This is a genomic window from Enterobacter sp. ENT02 (assembly GCF_019219165.1).
In the GTDB taxonomy this organism is placed as follows: Bacteria; Pseudomonadota; Gammaproteobacteria; order Enterobacterales; family Enterobacteriaceae; genus Enterobacter; species Enterobacter mori.
On sequence record NZ_JAHUWD010000003.1, the window covers coordinates 25,941 to 45,738 of the forward strand.

Genomic DNA, 19,798 nt, shown 5'->3' on the forward strand with positions numbered 1-19,798 from the left:
TTCACGTAGAATATCGCGCCTGTAGCTTTGAGTATGACGAGCAAAACGCCAGTGAACGACCTTTAACGGGTTACAAATGAACATGAGGGACGCTGCTGTTTACTCAGCCCTGAGGGAATCCGGGGATGCATTTGTAACAAAGGAAACGTACTGCACAAATTTTCACCGCTGCAGATGATTTTTGCGCCTTGTCGCTGCTGCGTGTGGTTGGTAAAGTAAGCGGATTTTGTTTTCCGCCCCAGCTTTCAGGATTATCCCTTAGTATGTTGAAAAAATTTCGTGGCATGTTTTCCAATGACCTGTCCATTGACCTGGGTACCGCGAATACCCTTATTTATGTAAAAGGACAAGGCATCGTATTGAATGAGCCTTCTGTTGTGGCCATTCGTCAGGATCGTGCTGGCTCGCCAAAAAGCGTGGCCGCAGTGGGTCATGACGCGAAGCAGATGCTGGGTCGTACCCCTGGCAACATTGCCGCAATCCGCCCAATGAAAGACGGCGTTATCGCTGACTTCTTCGTGACTGAAAAAATGCTTCAGCACTTCATTAAGCAGGTTCACAGCAATAGCTTCATGCGTCCAAGCCCGCGTGTGCTGGTGTGTGTGCCCGTTGGCGCGACTCAGGTTGAACGTCGCGCAATCCGTGAATCAGCACAGGGTGCCGGTGCACGTGAAGTGTTCCTGATTGAAGAACCAATGGCTGCGGCAATCGGTGCGGGTCTGCCTGTTTCCGAAGCGACCGGCTCTATGGTGGTGGATATCGGTGGTGGTACCACTGAAGTGGCCGTTATCTCCCTGAACGGCGTGGTGTACTCCTCTTCCGTGCGTATCGGTGGTGACCGTTTCGACGAAGCCATCATTAATTACGTGCGCCGTAACTACGGCTCTCTGATTGGTGAAGCCACCGCAGAGCGTATTAAGCACGAAATCGGTTCTGCTTACCCAGGCGATGAAGTTCGCGAAATCGAAGTTCGCGGTCGTAACCTGGCTGAAGGCGTTCCACGCGGCTTTACCCTGAACTCCAACGAAATCCTGGAAGCGTTGCAAGAGCCGCTGACCGGTATTGTGAGCGCGGTAATGGTTGCGCTGGAACAGTGCCCGCCAGAACTGGCGTCCGATATCTCCGAGCGCGGTATGGTTCTGACCGGTGGTGGTGCGCTGCTGCGTAACCTCGACCGCCTGTTAATGGAAGAGACAGGAATTCCTGTCGTAGTTGCAGAAGATCCACTGACTTGCGTAGCCCGTGGTGGTGGCAAGGCGCTGGAAATGATCGACATGCACGGCGGCGACTTGTTCAGCGAAGAGTAGTCATTGTGAAAGGGTAGCGCATTGCTACCCTTTCTCTCTGACGCGAGAATACGCATAGCCTATGAAGCCAATTTTTAGCCGTGGCCCATCGCTACAGTTTCGCCTTATCCTGGCGGTTCTGGTTGCGCTTGGGGTCATTATTGCCGATAGCCGCCTCGGTACGTTCAGCCAGATCAGAACGTACATGGATACCGCCGTCAGTCCTTTCTACTTTGTATCAAATGGTCCCCGTGAACTGCTCGACTCCGTTTCTCAAACGCTGTCTTCACGCGACCAACTCGAACTCGAAAACCGGGCATTACGTCAGGAACTGCTGCTGAAAAACAGCGAACTGCTGATGCTGGGACAGTACAAGCAGGAAAACGCGCGTCTGCGCGAGCTGCTTGGCTCGCCGCTGCGTCAGGATGAGCAGAAAATGGTCACGCAGGTGATCTCTACCGTCAACGATCCTTACAGCGATCAGGTGGTGATCGACAAAGGCAGCGTCAACGGTGTATACGAAGGCCAGCCTGTTATCAGTGATAAAGGCGTTGTGGGTCAGGTCGTGGCGGTTGCCAAACTGACCAGCCGCGTGCTGCTGATTTGTGATGCCACCCATGCGCTGCCGATTCAGGTTCTGCGTAACGACATTCGCGTGATTGCGGCCGGTAACGGCTGTACGGACGATCTGCAACTCGAACATCTGCCTGCCAACACGGACATCCGTGTGGGTGACGTGCTGGTGACGTCAGGTCTGGGCGGACGCTTCCCTGAAGGTTATCCCGTTGCGGTTGTCTCTTCCGTGAAGCTGGATACGCAACGTGCGTATACCGTCATCCAGGCGCGTCCGACCGCCGGTTTACAGCGTCTGCGCTACCTCCTGCTGCTGTGGGGGGCCGATCGTAACGGCGCCAATCCGATGACGCCTGAAGATGTGCATCGCGTGGCAAATGAGCGTCTGATGCAGATGATGCCTCAGGTTCTTCCTGCGCCAGACGCGATGGGGCCGCCTGCGCCTGTACCGGCTCCTGCTACGGGATTAACGCAGCCGCCACCGCCACCTCAAGTGTCGGGTGGAGGGCAGTAGTGGCAAGTTATCGTAGCCAGGGACGCTGGGTTATCTGGCTCTCATTTCTTATCGCATTGTTGCTGCAAATCATGCCCTGGCCGGACGACATCCTCGTTTTCCGGCCAAACTGGGTATTGCTCATTTTGCTCTACTGGATCCTCGCCCTGCCGCATCGCGTAAATGTGGGCACAGGTTTTGTGATGGGTGCCATACTGGATCTCATTAGCGGCTCTACGCTTGGCGTACGCGCGTTATCCATGAGCATAATTGCGTACCTCGTCGCACTCAAATTCCAGCTCTTTCGTAACCTCGCGCTCTGGCAACAGGCGCTGGTGGTGATGTTGTTGTCACTTGCTGCGGATATCGTTGTTTTCTGGGCAGAGTTTTTAGTGATCAACGTCTCTTTCCGACCGGAAGTGTTCTGGAGTAGTGTAGTAAACGGTGTGCTCTGGCCATGGCTGTTCCTGCTGATGCGTAAAATTCGCCAGCAGTTTGCCGTGCAGTAAAAGGTTTCTATGACGTCTATCTATCTTGCCTCTGGTTCTCCGCGTCGTCAGGAGTTGCTCACTCAGTTGGGCGTCTCCTTTGAACGTATCGTTACGGGTATTGAAGAGAAACGTGCTGAGGGTGAAAGTGCTCAGCAGTATGTTTCCCGTCTGGCACGTGAAAAAGCGCAGGCTGGCGTGGTGCAAACGCCGCGTGACCTTCCGGTTCTGGGGGCGGATACCATCGTTATCCTTAACGGTGAAGTGCTGGAGAAACCGCATGACGCTGACCATGCAGCGCGAATGCTACGTAAAATGTCCGGGCAAACGCATCAGGTGATGACGGCCGTTGCGCTGGCGGACAGTCAAAACGTGCTGGATTGCCTGGTCGTGACGGACGTGACGTTCAGAGTGCTTACCGACGACGAGATCGCCGCTTACATTGCCAGCGGTGAACCGATGGATAAAGCAGGTGCATACGGTATTCAAGGGTTGGGTGGCTGTTTTGTCAGGAAGATTAATGGCAGCTATCACGCCGTAGTCGGCTTACCGCTGGTGGAAACGTATGAGTTGCTGAGCAATTTTAACTCACTGCGTGAGGGAAGGGATAATTATGACGGCTGAATTGTTGGTAAACGTAACGCCCTCGGAAACCCGTGTGGCCTACATTGATGGTGGCATTCTTCAGGAAATTCATATTGAGCGTGAAGCGCGACGCGGAATCGTAGGCAATATCTACAAAGGTCGTGTCAGTCGTGTACTACCGGGTATGCAGGCGGCTTTTGTAGATATTGGGCTCGATAAGGCGGCATTTCTTCATGCTTCCGACATCATGCCGCACACCGAATGTGTGGCAGGTGAAGAGCAAAAACAGTTTGCCGTCCGCGACATCTCCGAGCTGGTGCGTCAAGGCCAGGATCTGATGGTGCAGGTGGTGAAAGATCCGCTGGGTACTAAAGGTGCCCGCCTGACCACCGACATCACGTTACCTTCCCGTTACCTGGTCTTTATGCCGGGTGCATCGCACGTGGGGGTTTCCCAACGTATTGAGAGCGAAACCGAACGTGAACGTCTGAAAAAAGTCGTCAGCGCCTACTGCGACGAACAGGGCGGGTTTATCATCCGTACCGCCGCGGAAGGGATCAGCGAAGAAGACCTGGCATCCGATGCGGCCTACCTAAAGCGAGTCTGGACCAAAGTGATGGAGCGTAAAAAACGCAACCAGACCCGCTATCAGCTGTACGGTGAGCTGGCGCTCGCGCAGCGTGTTCTGCGTGATTTCGCCGACGCGCAACTTGACCGCATTCGCGTGGACTCTCGCTTGACCTATGAAGCCCTGCTGGAGTTTACCGCCGAGTACATCCCGGAAATGCCGGGCCTGCTGGAGCATTACTCTGGCCGCCAGCCGATTTTCGATCTCTATGATGTCGAAAACGAAATCCAGCGCGCGTTAGAGCGTAAGGTCGAGCTGAAATCCGGCGGCTATCTGATCATCGATCAGACCGAAGCGATGACGACCGTGGATATCAACACCGGGGCGTTTGTCGGCCATCGCAATCTGGATGACACCATCTTCAACACCAATATCGAAGCCACGCAGGCCATTGCTCGCCAGCTTCGTCTGCGCAATCTGGGCGGCATTATCATCATCGACTTTATCGATATGAGCAATGAAGACCATCGCCGTCGCGTGCTGCACTCGCTTGAGCAGGCGCTGAGTAAAGATCGCGTGAAAACCAGCATCAACGGCTTCTCTCAGCTGGGTCTGGTGGAAATGACCCGGAAGCGGACCCGCGAAAGCGTGGAACATGTGCTGTGTAACGAGTGTCCAACCTGCCACGGACGCGGTACGGTAAAGACGGTTGAGACCGTCTGTTATGAAATCATGCGAGAAATCGTGCGTGTCCATCATGCCTACGACTCAGACCGTTTTCTGGTCTATGCTTCCCCTGCGGTGGCGGAAGCCCTGAAAGGCGAAGAGTCGCACGCGCTGGCGGAAGTGGAAATCTTTGTCGGCAAGCAGGTAAAAGTACAAATCGAACCGCTCTATAACCAGGAGCAGTTTGACGTCGTGATGATGTAAACCGCAGTTCGCTGCGAGACCAAAGCTGACAAGGAGAGATGCGTGAGGCGATTGCCGGGGATTTTACTGCTTACAGGGGCAACGCTGGTCGTGATTGTCGCGTTGCTCGTGAGCGGGCTACGCCTCGTTCTGCCGCATCTGGATAGCTGGCGCCCGCAGGTGCTGGCGAAAATCGAATCCGCCACCGGCGTGCCGGTGGACGTAAGCCAGATCAGTGCGAGCTGGCAGAACTTCGGTCCAACGCTCGATGCGCGGGATATCAATGCCAGCCTGAAAGACGGCGGCCATCTGAAAATTAAACGCGTAACGCTGGCGCTGGATGTCTGGCAAAGCCTGCTGCATCTGCGCTGGCAGTTTCGCGATCTTACCTTCTGGCAACTCCAGTTCCTGACCAATACGCCGCTGCGCAGTGGCGATGGCGATCAGGGACTGGAAACCAACCGCATCAGCGATCTCTTCCTGCGCCAGTTCGATCACTTTGATCTCCGCGACAGCGAGGTGAGCTTTATTACCCTTTCGGGGCAGCGTGCCGAGCTGGCGATCCCACAGCTGACCTGGCTGAACGGTAAAGACCGTCATCGTGCCGAGGGACAGGTGAATCTCTCCAGCCTGAATGGGCAGCATGGCGTGATGCAGGTGCGTATGGATCTGCGTGACGACAATGGGTTACTGAACAACGGTAAGGTTTGGCTGCAGGCCGACGATGTGGATGTGAAACCCTGGCTGGGTGACTGGCTGCAGCAAAACATGCAGCTGGAAACCGCTCGTTTCAGCCTTGAAGGCTGGATGACGCTGACAAACGGGGAATTCGCCAGCGGCGACATCTGGCTGAAGCAGGGGGGCGCGAGCTGGAAAGCGGAGAACCAGCAGCATCAGCTTTCCGTGGATAATCTCACTGCGCACGTGACTCAGGAGAAAGAAGGCTGGCAGTTTGCTATTCCCGATACGCGCATCACCATGGACAACAAGCCGTGGCCACGCGGTGCGCTGACCCTGGCCTGGATGCCGGAACAGGATGTCGGCGGGGCAAGCAGCAAACGCAGTGACGAGCTACGTATTCGAGCCAGCAATCTGGATCTGACCGCCATCGAAGGGCTGCGCTCGATGGCCGCAAAACTCTCGCCTGACCTTGGTGAGATCTGGCTGGCCACGCAGCCGAGCGGAACGATCGACGCCCTGGGGCTGGACATCCCGCTTCAGGCGACGGAGAAAACGCGCTTCCAGGCCACATGGAAAGACCTTGCCTGGAAGCAGTGGAAACTACTGCCAGGCGCAGAACACTTCAGCGGCAAACTGGAAGGTAGCGTGGAAAACGGCAGGCTGACGGTCGATATGCACGACGCCAAAATGCCGTATGAAACCGTCTTCCGCGCCCCGCTGGAAATCGAGCATGGCAACGCTACGCTGAGCTGGCTTAAAAATGACAAAGGTTTTCAGCTTGATGGCCGCGATATTGATGTCAAAGCCAAAGCCGTACATGCACGCGGGGATTTCCGCTATCTGAAGCCCGAAGGCGATGAGCCGTGGCTGGGTATTCTTGCAGGGATCAGCACTAGCGACGGCTCGCAGGCCTGGCGCTACTTCCCGGAGAACCTGATGGGCAAAGCGCTGGTGGATTACCTGAGCGGCGCGATCCAGGGCGGGCAGGCGGATAACGCCACGCTGGCCTATGGCGGTAATCCGCATCTGTTCCCTTACAAGCATAATGAAGGCCAGTTCCAGGTGCTGGTGCCGCTGCACAACGCCACTTTCGCCTTCCAGCCGGGTTGGCCTGCGCTGAAAAATCTGGATATTGAACTCAACTTCCTCAATGACGGATTGTGGATGAAGTCAGACAGCGTTGCGCTGGGTGGCGTGACGGCCAGCAATCTGACGGCAAATATCCCGGACTATTCCAAAGAGAAGCTGCTTATTGATGCGGATATCAATGGCCCGGGCAAGGCGGTTGGGCCGTATTTTGAGGATACGCCGTTGGATGATTCACTGGGAGCCACCCTTCAGGAGCTACAGTTGGATGGCGATGTAAGTGCTCGCTTACATCTGGATATCCCGCTGGACGGTGAGATGACCACCGCGAAAGGCGATGTTCGTCTGAACAACAATAGCCTGTTCATCAAACCGCTCGACAGCACGCTGAAAAACCTCACGGGGCAGTTCAGCTTCGTGAACGGCAACCTGAAGAGTGAGCCACTTAAAGCGAACTGGTTCAATCAGCCCGTCAATATTGATTTCTCAACCACCGAAGGGGAGAAGGCCTATCAGGTGGCGGTTAATCTGGATGCTAACTGGCAGCCTACCAGAATGGATGTTTTGCCGAAGCCAATCGCGCAATCGGTGGATGGCGCCGTTTCCTGGAACGGTAAGGTAGCTATCGATCTGCCTTATCACGCTGGCGCCCGCTATAAGGTCGATATCACTGGCGACCTGAAAAACATCAGCAGCCAGCTTCCCGCGCCGCTGGATAAACACGCCGGGCAGGCGCTGCCAGTGAAGCTCAACGTTGATGGCAACCTCAATAGCTTCGCGCTGACCGGCAGCGTAGGCGAGACAAACCACTTCAACAGCCGCTGGCTGCTTAACCGCAAGCTTACGCTCGACAGGGCCATCTGGACGACTGACAGCCGCACCACACCGCCGCTGCCTGAACAGGCAGGCATAGAACTTAACCTTCCGGCGATGGATGGTGCCGAATGGCTGGCGCTCTTCCAGAAAGGCGTGGGGCAGAACGTAGACGAGACCGCTCAGTTCCCGCAGACCATTACCCTGCGCACGCCTGCGCTGACGCTGGGCGGACAGCGGTGGAACAACCTGAGCATTGTATCTCAGCCGACGAGCAACGGGACAAAGGTAGAGGCTCAGGGCAGGGAAATTAACGCCACGTTAAATATGCGCGATAACGCGCCGTGGCTGGCCGCGATCCGCTACCTCTACTACAACCCGACAGTCGCGAGCAGTCAAGACCAGGCCGCAGGCCCGTCGCCGTTCAGTAACGCTTCCCGCATTGATTTCAGCGGCTGGCCCGATCTGCAGCTACGCTGCGCGGAATGCTGGCTGTGGGGGCAAAAGTACGGACGCATTGACGGAGATGTTGCCATCAAAGGCAATACCTTGAGCCTGACCGGTGGGCTGGTCGATACCGGCTTTGGCCGCCTGACGGCTGCGGGCGAATGGGTCAATAACCCAGGCGAGCAGCGCACCTCGCTGAAAGGCGACATCAAAGGCAACAAGCTGGACGCAGCGGCTAACTTCTTTGGCATCAGCACACCGCTTCGCGGCTCGTCATTTGACGTCAATTACGATCTGCACTGGCGCGCGGCACCGTGGAAGCCAGATGAAGCGTCGCTAAACGGCATCTTGAAAACGCACTTCGGCAAAGGTGAAATTGCCGATGTGAGTACCGGGCGCGCCGGGCAGATCCTGCGCCTGCTGAGTTTTGATGCCCTGCTGCGCAAGCTGCGCTTCGATTTTAGCGACACCTTCAGCGAAGGTTTCTACTATGACTCCATTCGCAGTACGGCGTGGATCAAGGACGGCGTTCTGCACACTGACGACACGCTGGTCGATGGCCTGGAAGCGGATATCGCCATGAAAGGCTCGGTGAACCTCGTGCGTCGCGAGCTGGATATGGAAGCCGTGGTGGCGCCGGAAATTTCCGCAAGCGTGGGCGTTGCGGCGGCCTTTGTGGTGAACCCGATTGTCGGTGCGGCGGTGTTTGCCGCCAGTAAAGTGTTGGGGCCACTGTGGAGCAAGGTCTCGATTCTGCGCTACCGCATTACCGGTCCGATCGATAAACCGCAGATTAACGAGGTGCTGCGCCAGCCGCGCAAAGATGCACAGCAATGATTTGACGTGGGCAGGTAATTGCCTCACTCTCAATAAATACGATCTTTTTACCGCCACGGGCGGCAACGAACGAGTAGCAATACGATGAGTCTGAACCTGGTAAGTGAACATTTGCTCGCAGCGAACGGCCTGAGCCATCAGGACCTGTTCTCCATTCTTGGTCAACTGACCGAACGCCGTCTCGACTACGGCGATCTCTATTTCCAGTCGAGCTATCACGAATCCTGGGTTTTGGAAGACAGCATCATTAAAGATGGTTCTTATAACATCGATCAGGGCGTCGGCGTGCGTGCCGTCAGCGGCGAAAAAACCGGTTTTGCCTATGCCGATCAGATTAGCCTGGCTGCTCTGGAGCAGAGCGCGCAGGCCGCGCGTACTATCGTGCGTGATACGGGTGATGGCCGCGTGAAAACCCTGGGTGAAGTGCAGCACGCTGCGCTGTACACCAGCATCGATCCGCTGCAGAGCATGAGCCGCGAAGAGAAGCTGGATATCCTGCGTCGCGTGGACAAAGTGGCGCGCGCTGCGGATAAACGCGTGCAGGAAGTGTCTGCCAGCCTGAGCGGCGTCTATGAACTGATTCTGGTGGCAGCGACTGACGGAACCCTGGCCGCTGATGTGCGTCCGCTGGTGCGTCTCTCCATTAGCGTACAGGTCGAAGACGACGGCAAGCGCGAGCGTGGCTCAAGCGGCGGCGGCGGTCGTTTTGGTTATGACTGGTTCCTTGGCGACGTCGGCGGTGAAGCGCGCGCTGACGCGTGGGCAAAAGAAGCCGTGCGTATGGCAATGGTGAATCTCTCAGCTGTCGCGGCTCCCGCAGGATCATTCCCGGTTGTTCTGGGCGCTGGCTGGCCGGGCGTGCTGTTGCACGAGGCGGTGGGCCACGGTCTGGAAGGCGACTTTAACCGTCGCGGGACGTCCGTATTCAGCGGTCAGATTGGGCAGCTCGTCTCTTCTGAACTGTGTACCGTCGTGGATGATGGCACCATGCTCGATCGTCGCGGCTCGATTTCTATCGACGACGAAGGTACGCCAGGCCAGTACAACGTGCTGATTGAAAACGGCGTGCTGAAAGGCTACATGCAGGACAAACTCAACGCGCGCCTGATGGGCGTTGCGCCGACGGGCAACGGCCGTCGTGAATCCTACGCGCACCTGCCGATGCCGCGCATGACCAACACCTATATGCTGCCGGGCCAGTCCACACCGCAGGAGATTATCGAATCCGTCGATTACGGGATCTTCGCGCCAAACTTTGGCGGCGGCCAGGTGGACATCACCTCCGGTAAGTTTGTTTTCTCCACGTCAGAAGCGTATCTGATCGAGAAAGGCAAAGTGACCAAAGCGGTGAAAGGCGCGACGCTGATTGGCTCCGGTATTGAAGCCATGCAGCAGATCTCCATGGTCGGTAACGATCTGAAGCTGGATAACGGCGTGGGCGTCTGCGGTAAAGAGGGCCAGAGCCTGCCGGTTGGCGTGGGCCAGCCAACGCTGAAAGTGGACAACCTGACGGTGGGCGGCACAGCCTGACCTGACCATGCATAAAAAAAGGCGCTACTGATGTAGCGCCTTTTTTTTAACGTAAGTTACCCAGCGGTATCTCCGGATCCGGCTCGTGAGTGATGCGATTACGCAAATCACGGCGAATGATTTCGATCGACCAGAACCAGACCAGATGGCCCACGATCTCTGACACGTGTTCATACCACGGCAGCTCAAACAGCGGTGGCGTCAGCCCCATCAGCGGGAAGGAGATCATATGAACAAAAAGCTGAGCTAACGCACCCGCCAGCAAACCCTGCCAAAGTTTAATTTTCGGGAAGACTTCAGCAACTACGCAATAACCTACGGCGAACACGATTGAGAAAATAATATGTGTTACGCCGACCCAGTTAAATATATGTCCGGCAAATGTATAAACCGCCGCGTTAGGGTCGACGACGCCCAGCCAGTCACGTAAAAATACATAAGGTGGGTTTAAAAAATTGCGGGAACAGTCAATCTGACTTGCAGCCCGTAATAATTGCTCTGGCCCGCATGCGCCGGTAAATAAATCAGTCGGGCTGCGTGGCGGAAGCGGCACCTCGGCTCCCCATTTGACAAACGCGGAGACAATCCCGGCAATCAAACCAATGAACGCGGCGAGTCCATAGCGCCTGCGCGAAGGCGGTGTTTGTTCGAATATATTCATCTCTTTTCCTTGTTTAACGTCATCCTGCGAAATACATTTTATTATTCATGTTGGTAACAAATATATAACAGTCTGATGCTCAGACTGCTTATAAGGTAAAGGGCGGGTGGCGGGAGTGTCAATTAGCCATTCCTGAGAGGAGGGCGAAATTATTCCTGAATGAATGTGAGTATCATCCGGGAAATATTCATGCCAAATATTATTATGGCGATAACTTTATTACTCCTTTCTTCTGCCGCGCATCCCCTGAAACAGCTCCGCCACTTCGACAAAATACTCGGTCAGATAGTTAATACACACCTGTACTTTGAGCGGCAGTTTGTCCTTCTCGGTATACAGAGCGTAGACCGGACGCGGATCGGACTGGTAACGCGGGAAGAGGATCTCCAGTACGCCGCTGTTGATCTCGTTGATCACCCACATCAGCGGCACGTAAGCGATCCCGGCCCCGGCGACCAGCCAGCGGGAGATAGTCATCGGATCGTTGGTGACGAACCGGCCTTCCGGCAGCAGTTTAGTGGAGATCCCCTCCGGGGCAATCAGTTCGAATTCGTTGTCCGGGCGCACGCTGTATTCCAGCCACGAGTGGTTGCTGAGATCGGCAGGCTTCTCCGGAACGCCGTACTGCGCCAGATAGCTTTTTGAGGCGCAGACCACCATCGGCATGCTCCCCAGCCGACGCGAAAAGAGGCTTGAATCTTGTAACGCCCCGACGCGGATCACCACATCTAATCCGTCGGCGATCAGGTCCGGCGCAGGGATGCCCGTCACCAGATTCACCGTTAAACCCGGATACTCTTTCAGCATTTCCGCCGTCATGGCAGCGAGAACATTTTGTGCCATAGTTGAAGAACACCCAATGCGCAGCGTGCCGATGGGGGTGTTATTAAAGGCGTAGAGCTGTTCGTGCACATCCTGCACTTCGTGCATCATTCGGCGGCAGCCCTGGTAATAAATTTTACCGGCTTCCGTCAGGCCAATGCTGCGGGTACTGCGGTTGAGCAGCTTCACCTGCAACTCATCTTCCAGTTTTGACACCGTCTGGCTGATGGAAGAGACACTCATCTGCAATTGACGCGCAGCGGCGGTAAATGAGCCGAGCTCCACCACTTTGGCGAAGACGGACATGCGTTTTAAACGTTCCATTGTTCACTCTGGCTTAAAAGTGATTTAGATCACATATTATAGATAACAGCATAACAGTTACGTTAATATATTATTAATTACATAATGGCTGCGCCATTCTCGCCCGGCGTTTCTTGCTCTCCTGCGATGGCGTGCGCTAAAAAAAATCTGAAGCCTGCACTCTCTCTTATCAAGGTCAACATGAGTCTGTTTCCTGTAATCGTGGTGTTCGGTCTGTCGTTCCCACCGATATTTTTCGAGCTTCTTTTATCACTGGCGATCTTCTGGCTGGTGCGCAAGGTGCTGGTCCCTACCGGGATCTACGATTTCGTCTGGCACCCTGCATTGTTCAATACCGCGCTGTATTGCTGCCTGTTCTATCTGATATCGCGCATGTTTGTCTGAGGTTGATGTGAAAACGCTAATAAGAAAAGTCTCCCGCACTGCCATCACCATGGCGCTGGTCGTTCTGGCGTTTATTGCCATTTTCCGCGCCTGGGTTTATTACACTGAATCACCGTGGACGCGCGATGCGCGTTTCAGCGCCGATGTGGTGGCGATTGCCCCCGACGTGGCCGGTCTTATCACCGCGGTTAACGTCCACGATAACCAACTGGTGAAAAAAGATCAGGTTCTGTTCACTATTGACCAGCCCCGCTATCAAAAAGCGTTAGAAGAAGCGGAAGCGGACGTGGCCTATTACCAGGCGCTGGCTGCGGAGAAACGCCGTGAAGCCGGTCGCCGTAACCAACTGGGCGTTCAGGCAATGTCCCGCGAAGAGATTGACCAGTCCAACAACGTGCTGCAAACCGTGCTGCACCAGCTGGCGAAAGCGCAAGCAACGCGCGATCTGGCGAAGCTCGATCTCGAACGCACTGTGATCCGCGCGCCGTCCGATGGCTGGGTCACCAACCTGAACGTCTATGCCGGGGAATTCATTACCCGTGGCTCTACCGCCGTAGCGCTGGTTAAGCAGCACTCTTTCTACGTGCTCGCCTATATGGAAGAGACCAAGCTGGAAGGGGTACGTCCAGGGTATCGCGCAGAGATCACGCCGCTCGGCAGCAACCGTGTGTTTAAAGGCACCGTCGACAGCGTTGCCGCAGGGGTGACTAACTCCAGCAGCTCTAACGATACCAAAGGGATGGCGACGGTGGATTCTAACCTGGAATGGGTCCGTCTGGCGCAGCGCGTGCCGGTACGTATCCATCTTGATGAGCAGCAGGGAAACCTGTGGCCTGCGGGCACCACGGCAACGGTGGTCATCACCGGGGAAAAAGACCGCGATGCCAGCCAGGACTCTATTTTCCGTAAAATCGCCCACCGCCTGCGCGAGTTTGGTTAATCGTTATGGGTATCTTTTCCATCGCCAGCCAGCACATCCGCTTCGCCGTGAAGCTGGCATGTGCCATCGTGCTGGCGCTGTTTGTCGGTTTTCACTTCCAGCTGGAAACGCCCCGTTGGGCGGTGCTGACGGCAGCTATCGTTGCGGCTGGCCCCGCCTTTGCCGCGGGCGGTGAACCCTACTCTGGCGCGATCCGCTACCGCGGTATGCTGCGTATCGTCGGGACGTTTATCGGCTGTTTCGCCGCGCTCACCATCATTATTTTGATGATCCGCACCCCTCTGCTGATGATCATGGTGTGCTGTATCTGGGCAGGGTTCTGCACCTGGGTCTCGTCGCTGGTCAAAGTTGAAAACTCCTACGCATGGGGGCTGGCGGGCTATACTGCGCTGATCATTGTCATCACCATTCAGTCCGAACCGCTGCTTGCGCCGCAGTTTGCGGTTGAACGCTGCAGCGAGATTGTGATTGGTATCGTCTGCGCGATCGTTGCGGACCTGCTATTCTCCCCGCGCTCCATCAAGCAAGAAGTGGACCGTGAGCTCGACGCGCTGATTGTTGCCCAGTACCAGTTGATGCAGTTGTGCATCAAGCACGGTGACAGCGAAGAGGTCGATAAAGCGTGGAGCGGCCTGGTGCGCCGCACGCAGGCGCTGGAAGGGATGCGCAGCAACCTCAATATGGAATCTTCACGCTGGGAACGCGCAAACCGTCGCCTGAAAGCGATCAATACCGTTTCCTTAACGCTGATCACCCAGGCGTGCGAAACCTATCTGATTCAGAATACCCGCCCGGAGGTGGTAACGGACACGTTCCGTGAGCTCTTTGACGAGCCGGTCGAAACGGTGCAGGACGTGCACCGACAGCTCAAACGCATGCGTCGCGTTATCGCCTGGACGGGGGAGCGCGATACGCCGGTGACGATTTATACCTGGGTTGGGGCCGCGACGCGTTACCTGCTGCTTAAGCGTGGTGTGACGGGTAATACCAAAATCAGCGCGGCGGAAGAAGAGGTGCTGCGGGGCGAAGTGGTGATTAAGCCGGAATCCGCCGAGCGCCATCATGCCATGGTCAACTTCTGGCGTACCACGCTGGCCTGCATGCTCGGCACGCTGTTCTGGCTGTGGACCGGCTGGACGTCCGGTAGCGGTGCGATGGTCATGATTGCCGTCGTTACCGCACTGGCGATGCGTCTGCCCAACCCGCGCATGGTCGCTATCGATTTTCTCTACGGCACCATTGCCGCACTGCCCATTGGTGCGCTCTACTTCCTGGTGATTATCCCATCGACGCAGCAAAGCATGCTTCTGCTCTGCATTAGCCTGGCGGTAATGGCATTCTTTATTGGGATAGAAGTGCAGAAGCGCCGTCTGGGATCGCTGGGGGCGCTGGCCAGTACCATTAACATTATTGTGCTGGATAACCCGATGACCTTCCATTTCAGCCAGTTCCTCGACAGCGCGTTGGGTCAGCTGGTGGGCTGTTTCCTGGCGATGATGGTGATTCTGCTGGTGCGGGATAACTCTCAGGCGCGGACCGGTCGTGTGCTGTTGAATCAATTTGTGTCGGCTGCCGTATCATCCATGACAACCAACGCCGCACGCCGTAAAGAGAACCACCTTCCGGCGCTTTATCAGCAGCTGTTCCTGCTGCTCAATAAATTTCCGGGGGACGTTGCCAGGTTCCGTCTGGCGTTAACCATGATCATCGCGCACCAGCGCCTGCGGAATGCGCCTGTGCCGGTTAACGACGATCTGTCTGCCTTTCACCGCCAGTTGCGCCACACGGCCGACCATGTGATCGCGGCGTCCAGCGATGACAAACGACGTCGCTATTTTAAACAGCTGCTTGAAGAGTTAGACATCTACCAGGAGAAGCTTAAGGTCTGGAACGCGCCGCCTCAGGTAACCGAGCCGGTTGGGCGATTGGTCTTCATGCTGCATCGCTACCAGAGTGTCCTGACTGACAATTAAGTGAGCTTAAAAACCGACGCCAAAAGCGTCGGTTTTTTTGTGGCTATACTTAGTTCTGCAGGCTCTTACATTCAGGAAGGGAGGACACATGACTACCCAGGCTCTCCAGGACAACATTCTTTTTCAAAACGGATATCTTGTTAACGGCATCTGGAAAACACTCGACACCACGTTTGACGTGCTGAACCCGGCGACTGGTGAGGTGATCGCCAAAGTGGCGAAAGCCGGTAAAGCGGAAACCGAAGAAGCGATTGCCGCCGCGACCAAAGCCTTCCCCGCGTGGCGCGCCAAAACCGCGAAGGAGCGTTCGACGATCCTCTACCGCTGGTATGAGCTGATTATCGAAAACAAAAGCTGGCTTGGACGGCTAATGACCACCGAACAGGGCAAGCCCCTGAAAGAAGCCGAGGGCGAAGTGGAGTATGCCGCCAGCTTTATCCAGTGGTTTGCTGAGCAGGCCAAGCGCGCGAACGGTGAAATTATCCCTCCGGTTAAACCCGGCTCCCGCATTCTGGCGACCCGCGAACCTATCGGCGTGGTTGCCGCCATTACGCCGTGGAACTTCCCTATGGCGATGCTCACCCGCAAGCTCGGTCCGGCGTTGGCCGCAGGCTGTACCGGCGTGATCAAACCCGCCAACAATACTCCGCTGAGCGCTTTTGCACTGCTCACACTGGCGAAGCAGGCCGGTGTGCCAGACGGCGTACTCAATGCGGTGGCGGGCAATACGCATGAAATCAGCGACGCGATCATGGCCAGCCATGATGTGCGCAAAATCTCGTTCACCGGGTCAACCTCTGTGGGGAAAACCCTGGTGCGCAACGCTGCCGAGACGATGAAGAAAGTGTCAATGGAGCTGGGGGGCAATGCGCCCTATATCGTTTTTGAGGATGCGGATATTGATGCAGCCGTTAAGGGCGCGATTGCGAACAAGTTTCGCAATGCCGGGCAGGTCTGCGTCAGCGTAAACCGTTTTTATATTCAGGAAACGGTCTATGACAAGTTTGTGAACCAGCTCGCCGATGCGGTAAAGGCATTGAAAGTCGGCAACGGTCTGGAAGAGGGCGTCGTTGTTGGCCCGCTGATTGACGGTTCCGCCGTCGATAAAGTACGCGAACATGTGGAAGATGCCGTTGCAAAAGGCGCCACGGTGCTGGCAGGCGGCAAAGCGCATTCCCTCGGCGGCAACTTCTGGGTGCCCACGGTACTCGGTGATTGTCACGAAGGAATGAAGCTGGCGGAAGAGGAGACGTTTGGCCCGGTGGCAGCCTGCTTCCGGTTTACGTCGGAAGATGAAGTGATTATGCGCGCCAACAACACGCCTTACGGGCTGGCAGCCTATTTCTACACTCAGAATCTGTCGCGCCTGTTCCGTGTCTCACAGGCGATTGAAAGCGGGATGATTGGGATTAACGAGTGTGCCGTCTCCACCGAACTGGGACCGTTTGGCGGCGTAAAAGAGTCCGGGCTGGGGCGCGAAGGTTCCGTGCTGGGGCTGGAAGAGTTTCTGGAAGTCAAAACCCTGCATATCGGGGGATTATAATAGACAGGGCGGCATATTCCGCCCGCCTGTACCGGGTGGCTGGCAATGAAAACGTATACCTTTGATTTTGACGAAATCGACAGTCAGGACGACTTTTATCGAGAATTTACCCGGGTATTCAACCTGGAGCGGGAAAGTGTCACCAATCTGGATACGCTGTGGGATGTGGTTACCGGCAGTCAGTTGCCCTTACCGCTGGAGATCGAGTTCATTCATTTGCCCGACAAGCTGCGCAGACGCTTTGGCGCGCTGATCCTGCTGTTTGATGAAGCCGAAGAAGAGCTGGAAGGACAGTTGCGTTTTAATGCGCGACATTAAAAAAAAGCCCCTGACCGTGAGGCCAGGGGCAAGTCGTATGCGCAGATACGACGAGGGTTTATTTATACAGTTCAGCAGTTGCGTGCCAGGTGTCACCGCTACGCGCCTCGATGATGCGATAAGAGGATGCACCTTTTTCTTCCGCTTTCTTGTTCAGCATCTCATGCATATCCATCGGAGACGTACCGACCGCGCCAATAGACACCGTGCCGATTGCCTCACGGGATTGCGCCTGATCTGCGTTGATGGAATCAGCCGCAAAAGCGCCGAATGACAGGACAGACAGGATACTCAGAGCCGCTACAGTAGTTTTGATTTTCATGATTCTTTACCTCGTCGAATTTTTTAGTGGGGTCTTGCTTTGTGACCCTCATCACAAAATCAAGTATACACTAATAACGTGAAAAATTAATACCAGACTAATTGTTTCATGTGTTATTACGTGTTAACGGATAAGATTTATATAACCAAAATGCATAAAAATGGTTATTTTATCATCGGATTGTGAGGTGAAAACCAATAGAATCATAGGGATATAGCACTTTGATTTTTTGTGCGGTTTTGCGCCTTAGTATTCACCATGTGAATGTTAATGGCTGGTAAAAAGCACTATTTGTCAAAGTCAGAGGCAGTAGAAAAGAGGGGTTAACGCAGCGGGGGCAGAACAATCCCCGCAGCAGACCGCGGGGAGGAGGATTACAGTTCCTGTTCGAACAGGACCAGAATCGCTTCGTAGAGATCTTTCACCGAAAAACCGTTTGCCGGGGTGGTAAAGATAGTGTCATCACCGGCGATGGTGCCGAGGATACCTTCCGCTTTACCTAATGAGTCCAGCAGGCGAGCAATCAGTTGCGCCGCGCCCGGACTGGTGTGGATAACCACCACGGCATCGTTATAGTCGATGTCGAGGACCAGGTTCTTCAGCGGGCTGGAGGTGGTCGGCACGCCAAGTTCAGCAGGCAGGCAATAGACCATTTCCATTTTGGCATTGCGGGTACGCACTGCGCCAAACTTGGTTAACATACGGGAGACTTTCGACTGATTGATGTTTTCGAAGCCTTGTTCCTGCAACGCCTGAACAATTTCTCCCTGAGAACTGAATTTCTCTTCTTTGAGTAGCGCTTTAAACGCCTTCACTAATTCTTCTTGCTTAGACGAGCTTCGCATAAGTCACCCGGAATATGACGATAGAAACAACATTATTATGCATGTGGATGAATTTTTATGCAAACTATCTACCTGGCGCCAGGCTGAAATAATGTTATGAAAGGGAGCGATTTTATCAGATTTCGTTATCGGAAAACATGCCTGGGTCACGCCGCGCAAATAAGCTTAAAAGTAAATTAAATGTTATCAAAATGATGTTGTTTTGGTGGCGTGGCAAGGTGTATTGTAACCACCTCTTATTTCGTTGCTGCCCGCTGCCCGATAGCATTCAGGCGAAGGTGAAAGACGCGCGACCTCAAATTCTTTAGCTACGAAAATTGTAATTATTTACTCGCTGAATTATGGTCGCCGCAACGGAGTTACAGATACTTAAAGTTAACCATAATAAGGAGTTTAGGATGAAAGTTGCAGTCCTCGGCGCTGCTGGTGGTATCGGCCAGGCGCTTGCCCTACTACTGAAAACCCAACTGCCTTCAGGCTCAGAACTCTCCCTGTACGATATTGCTCCGGTAACCCCAGGTGTGGCGGTTGACCTGAGCCACATCCCGACCGCTGTGAAAATCAAAGGCTTCTCCGGTGAAGATGCGCGCCCTGCGCTGCAGGGTGCTGACGTCGTACTGATCTCTGCGGGTGTGGCACGTAAACCTGGTATGGATCGTTCTGACCTGTTTAACGTCAACGCGGGCATCGTGAAAAACCTGGTTCAGCAGATCGCTGAAATCTGCCCGAAAGCCTGTATCGGTATCATCACTAACCCGGTGAACACCACCGTCGCTATCGCAGCAGAAGTGCTGAAGAAAGCGGGTGTTTACGACAAGAACAAACTGTTCGGCGTGACCACGCTGGATATCATCCGTTCAAACACCTTCGTCGCTGAGCTGAAAGGCAAGCAGCCAACGGAAGTGGAAGTGCCGGTTATCGGTGGTCACTCTGGCGTGACGATCCTGCCTCTGCTGTCGCAGATCCCAGGCGTGAGCTTCACCGAGCAGGAAGTGGCTGACCTGACTAAACGCATCCAGAACGCGGGCACCGAAGTGGTGGAAGCGAAGGCGGGTGGCGGATCAGCAACCCTGTCTATGGGTCAGGCGGCGGCGCGTTTCGGTCTGTCTCTGGTTCGTGCTCTGCAGGGCGAGAAAAATGTAGTTGAATGCGCTTACGTTGAAGGCGACGGCGAACACGCTCGCTTCTTCTCTCAGCCGCTGCTGCTGGGCAAAAACGGTATTGAAGAGCGTAAATCCATTGGTACGCTGAGCGCGTTTGAACAAAACGCGATGGAAGGCATGCTGGATACGCTGAAGAAAGATATCACTCTGGGCGAAGAGTTCGTTAACAAGTAAAACGTTCTCTCCCTTTGTAGTCCGGGTAAGCGT

At 55.1% G+C, this 19,798-nt stretch carries 17 protein-coding genes; 13 read left to right on the plus strand and 4 right to left on the minus strand.

Annotated elements, in window-relative coordinates; genetic code table 11:
• Positions 1-263 precede the first annotated feature (263 nt).
• From mreB to tldD, 7 genes are all read left to right on the plus strand, one after another.
• The gene (gene mreB, locus KW829_RS11110) at positions 264-1,307 is read left to right on the plus strand and encodes a rod shape-determining protein MreB (RefSeq protein WP_000913396.1); all 1,044 of its coding nucleotides are present in this window, start codon (positions 264-266) and stop codon (positions 1,305-1,307) included.
• A gap of 61 nt (positions 1,308-1,368) precedes the next feature.
• Entirely contained in the window at positions 1,369-2,373 is a 1,005-nt protein-coding gene (gene mreC, locus KW829_RS11115) for a rod shape-determining protein MreC (protein WP_010436162.1), read from the plus strand.
• The gene (gene mreD, locus KW829_RS11120) at positions 2,373-2,861 is read left to right on the plus strand and encodes a rod shape-determining protein MreD (protein ID WP_010436160.1); all 489 of its coding nucleotides are present in this window, start codon (positions 2,373-2,375) and stop codon (positions 2,859-2,861) included. Before mreC ends, mreD begins: the two co-directional genes overlap by 1 nt.
• Before the next feature lie 9 nt (positions 2,862-2,870).
• Positions 2,871-3,464 (plus strand): nucleoside triphosphate pyrophosphatase, encoded by a 594-nt coding sequence (locus KW829_RS11125; protein WP_089598445.1) that lies wholly within the window; start codon positions 2,871-2,873, stop codon positions 3,462-3,464.
• On the plus strand, positions 3,454-4,923 hold the full coding sequence (gene rng / locus KW829_RS11130) for a ribonuclease G (protein WP_010436156.1): 1,470 nt from the start codon (positions 3,454-3,456) through the stop codon (positions 4,921-4,923). Before KW829_RS11125 ends, rng begins: the two co-directional genes overlap by 11 nt.
• 42 nt (positions 4,924-4,965) lie before the next feature.
• Complete coding sequence (gene yhdP / locus KW829_RS11135) at positions 4,966-8,766, plus strand: AsmA2 domain-containing protein YhdP (protein WP_218308239.1); 3,801 nt, start codon at positions 4,966-4,968, stop codon at positions 8,764-8,766.
• Between the two features lie 84 nt (positions 8,767-8,850).
• Positions 8,851-10,296: a metalloprotease TldD gene (gene tldD, locus KW829_RS11140; RefSeq protein ID WP_100166534.1), complete on the plus strand. Its 1,446-nt coding sequence runs from the start codon at positions 8,851-8,853 to the stop codon at positions 10,294-10,296.
• A 46-nt stretch (positions 10,297-10,342) separates the two neighbouring features.
• On the opposite strand, the gene KW829_RS11145 is transcribed toward tldD, so the two are convergent.
• The gene (locus KW829_RS11145; RefSeq protein ID WP_010436150.1) at positions 10,343-10,957 is read right to left on the minus strand and encodes a YagU family protein; all 615 of its coding nucleotides are present in this window, start codon (positions 10,955-10,957) and stop codon (positions 10,343-10,345) included.
• 219 nt (positions 10,958-11,176) lie between these two features.
• The gene (aaeR, locus tag KW829_RS11150; protein ID WP_042715199.1) at positions 11,177-12,103 is read right to left on the minus strand and encodes an HTH-type transcriptional activator AaeR; all 927 of its coding nucleotides are present in this window, start codon (positions 12,101-12,103) and stop codon (positions 11,177-11,179) included.
• A 180-nt stretch (positions 12,104-12,283) separates the two neighbouring features.
• Between aaeR and aaeX the strand changes: the two genes are divergently transcribed.
• The 5 genes from aaeX to KW829_RS11175 all read left to right on the plus strand — a co-directional run bounded on the left by aaeX (position 12,284) and on the right by KW829_RS11175 (position 17,261).
• Positions 12,284-12,487, plus strand: coding sequence for a p-hydroxybenzoic acid efflux pump operon protein AaeX (gene aaeX / locus KW829_RS11155; RefSeq protein ID WP_003860416.1), 204 nt, complete (start codon positions 12,284-12,286; stop codon positions 12,485-12,487).
• 7 nt (positions 12,488-12,494) lie between these two features.
• On the plus strand, positions 12,495-13,427 hold the full coding sequence (gene aaeA / locus KW829_RS11160; RefSeq protein ID WP_042715204.1) for a p-hydroxybenzoic acid efflux pump subunit AaeA: 933 nt from the start codon (positions 12,495-12,497) through the stop codon (positions 13,425-13,427).
• 5 nt (positions 13,428-13,432) lie between these two features.
• Positions 13,433-15,400 (plus strand): p-hydroxybenzoic acid efflux pump subunit AaeB, encoded by a 1,968-nt coding sequence (aaeB, locus tag KW829_RS11165; protein WP_218308240.1) that lies wholly within the window; start codon positions 13,433-13,435, stop codon positions 15,398-15,400.
• Between the two features lie 88 nt (positions 15,401-15,488).
• Positions 15,489-16,943: an NAD-dependent succinate-semialdehyde dehydrogenase gene (locus KW829_RS11170; RefSeq protein WP_218308241.1), complete on the plus strand. Its 1,455-nt coding sequence runs from the start codon at positions 15,489-15,491 to the stop codon at positions 16,941-16,943.
• Positions 16,944-16,988: 45 nt separating this feature from the next.
• Positions 16,989-17,261, plus strand: a complete 273-nt coding sequence (locus KW829_RS11175; RefSeq protein WP_010436138.1) for a barstar family protein — start codon at positions 16,989-16,991, stop codon at positions 17,259-17,261.
• Between the two features lie 58 nt (positions 17,262-17,319).
• Here the strand turns inward: KW829_RS11175 and yhcN are convergent, their stop codons facing one another.
• Both yhcN and argR read right to left on the minus strand, forming a co-directional pair.
• A complete protein-coding gene (gene yhcN, locus KW829_RS11180; RefSeq protein ID WP_010436136.1) occupies positions 17,320-17,583 on the minus strand; it encodes a peroxide/acid stress response protein YhcN in 264 nt (87 codons plus the stop codon).
• A gap of 374 nt (positions 17,584-17,957) precedes the next feature.
• Positions 17,958-18,428: a transcriptional regulator ArgR gene (gene argR, locus KW829_RS11185; RefSeq protein WP_010436133.1), complete on the minus strand. Its 471-nt coding sequence runs from the start codon at positions 18,426-18,428 to the stop codon at positions 17,958-17,960.
• Positions 18,429-18,826: 398 nt separating this feature from the next.
• On the opposite strand from argR, the gene mdh reads away from it, so the two are divergent.
• Entirely contained in the window at positions 18,827-19,765 is a 939-nt protein-coding gene (gene mdh / locus KW829_RS11190) for a malate dehydrogenase (RefSeq protein ID WP_010436131.1), read from the plus strand.
• Positions 19,766-19,798: the final 33 nt, after the last annotated feature.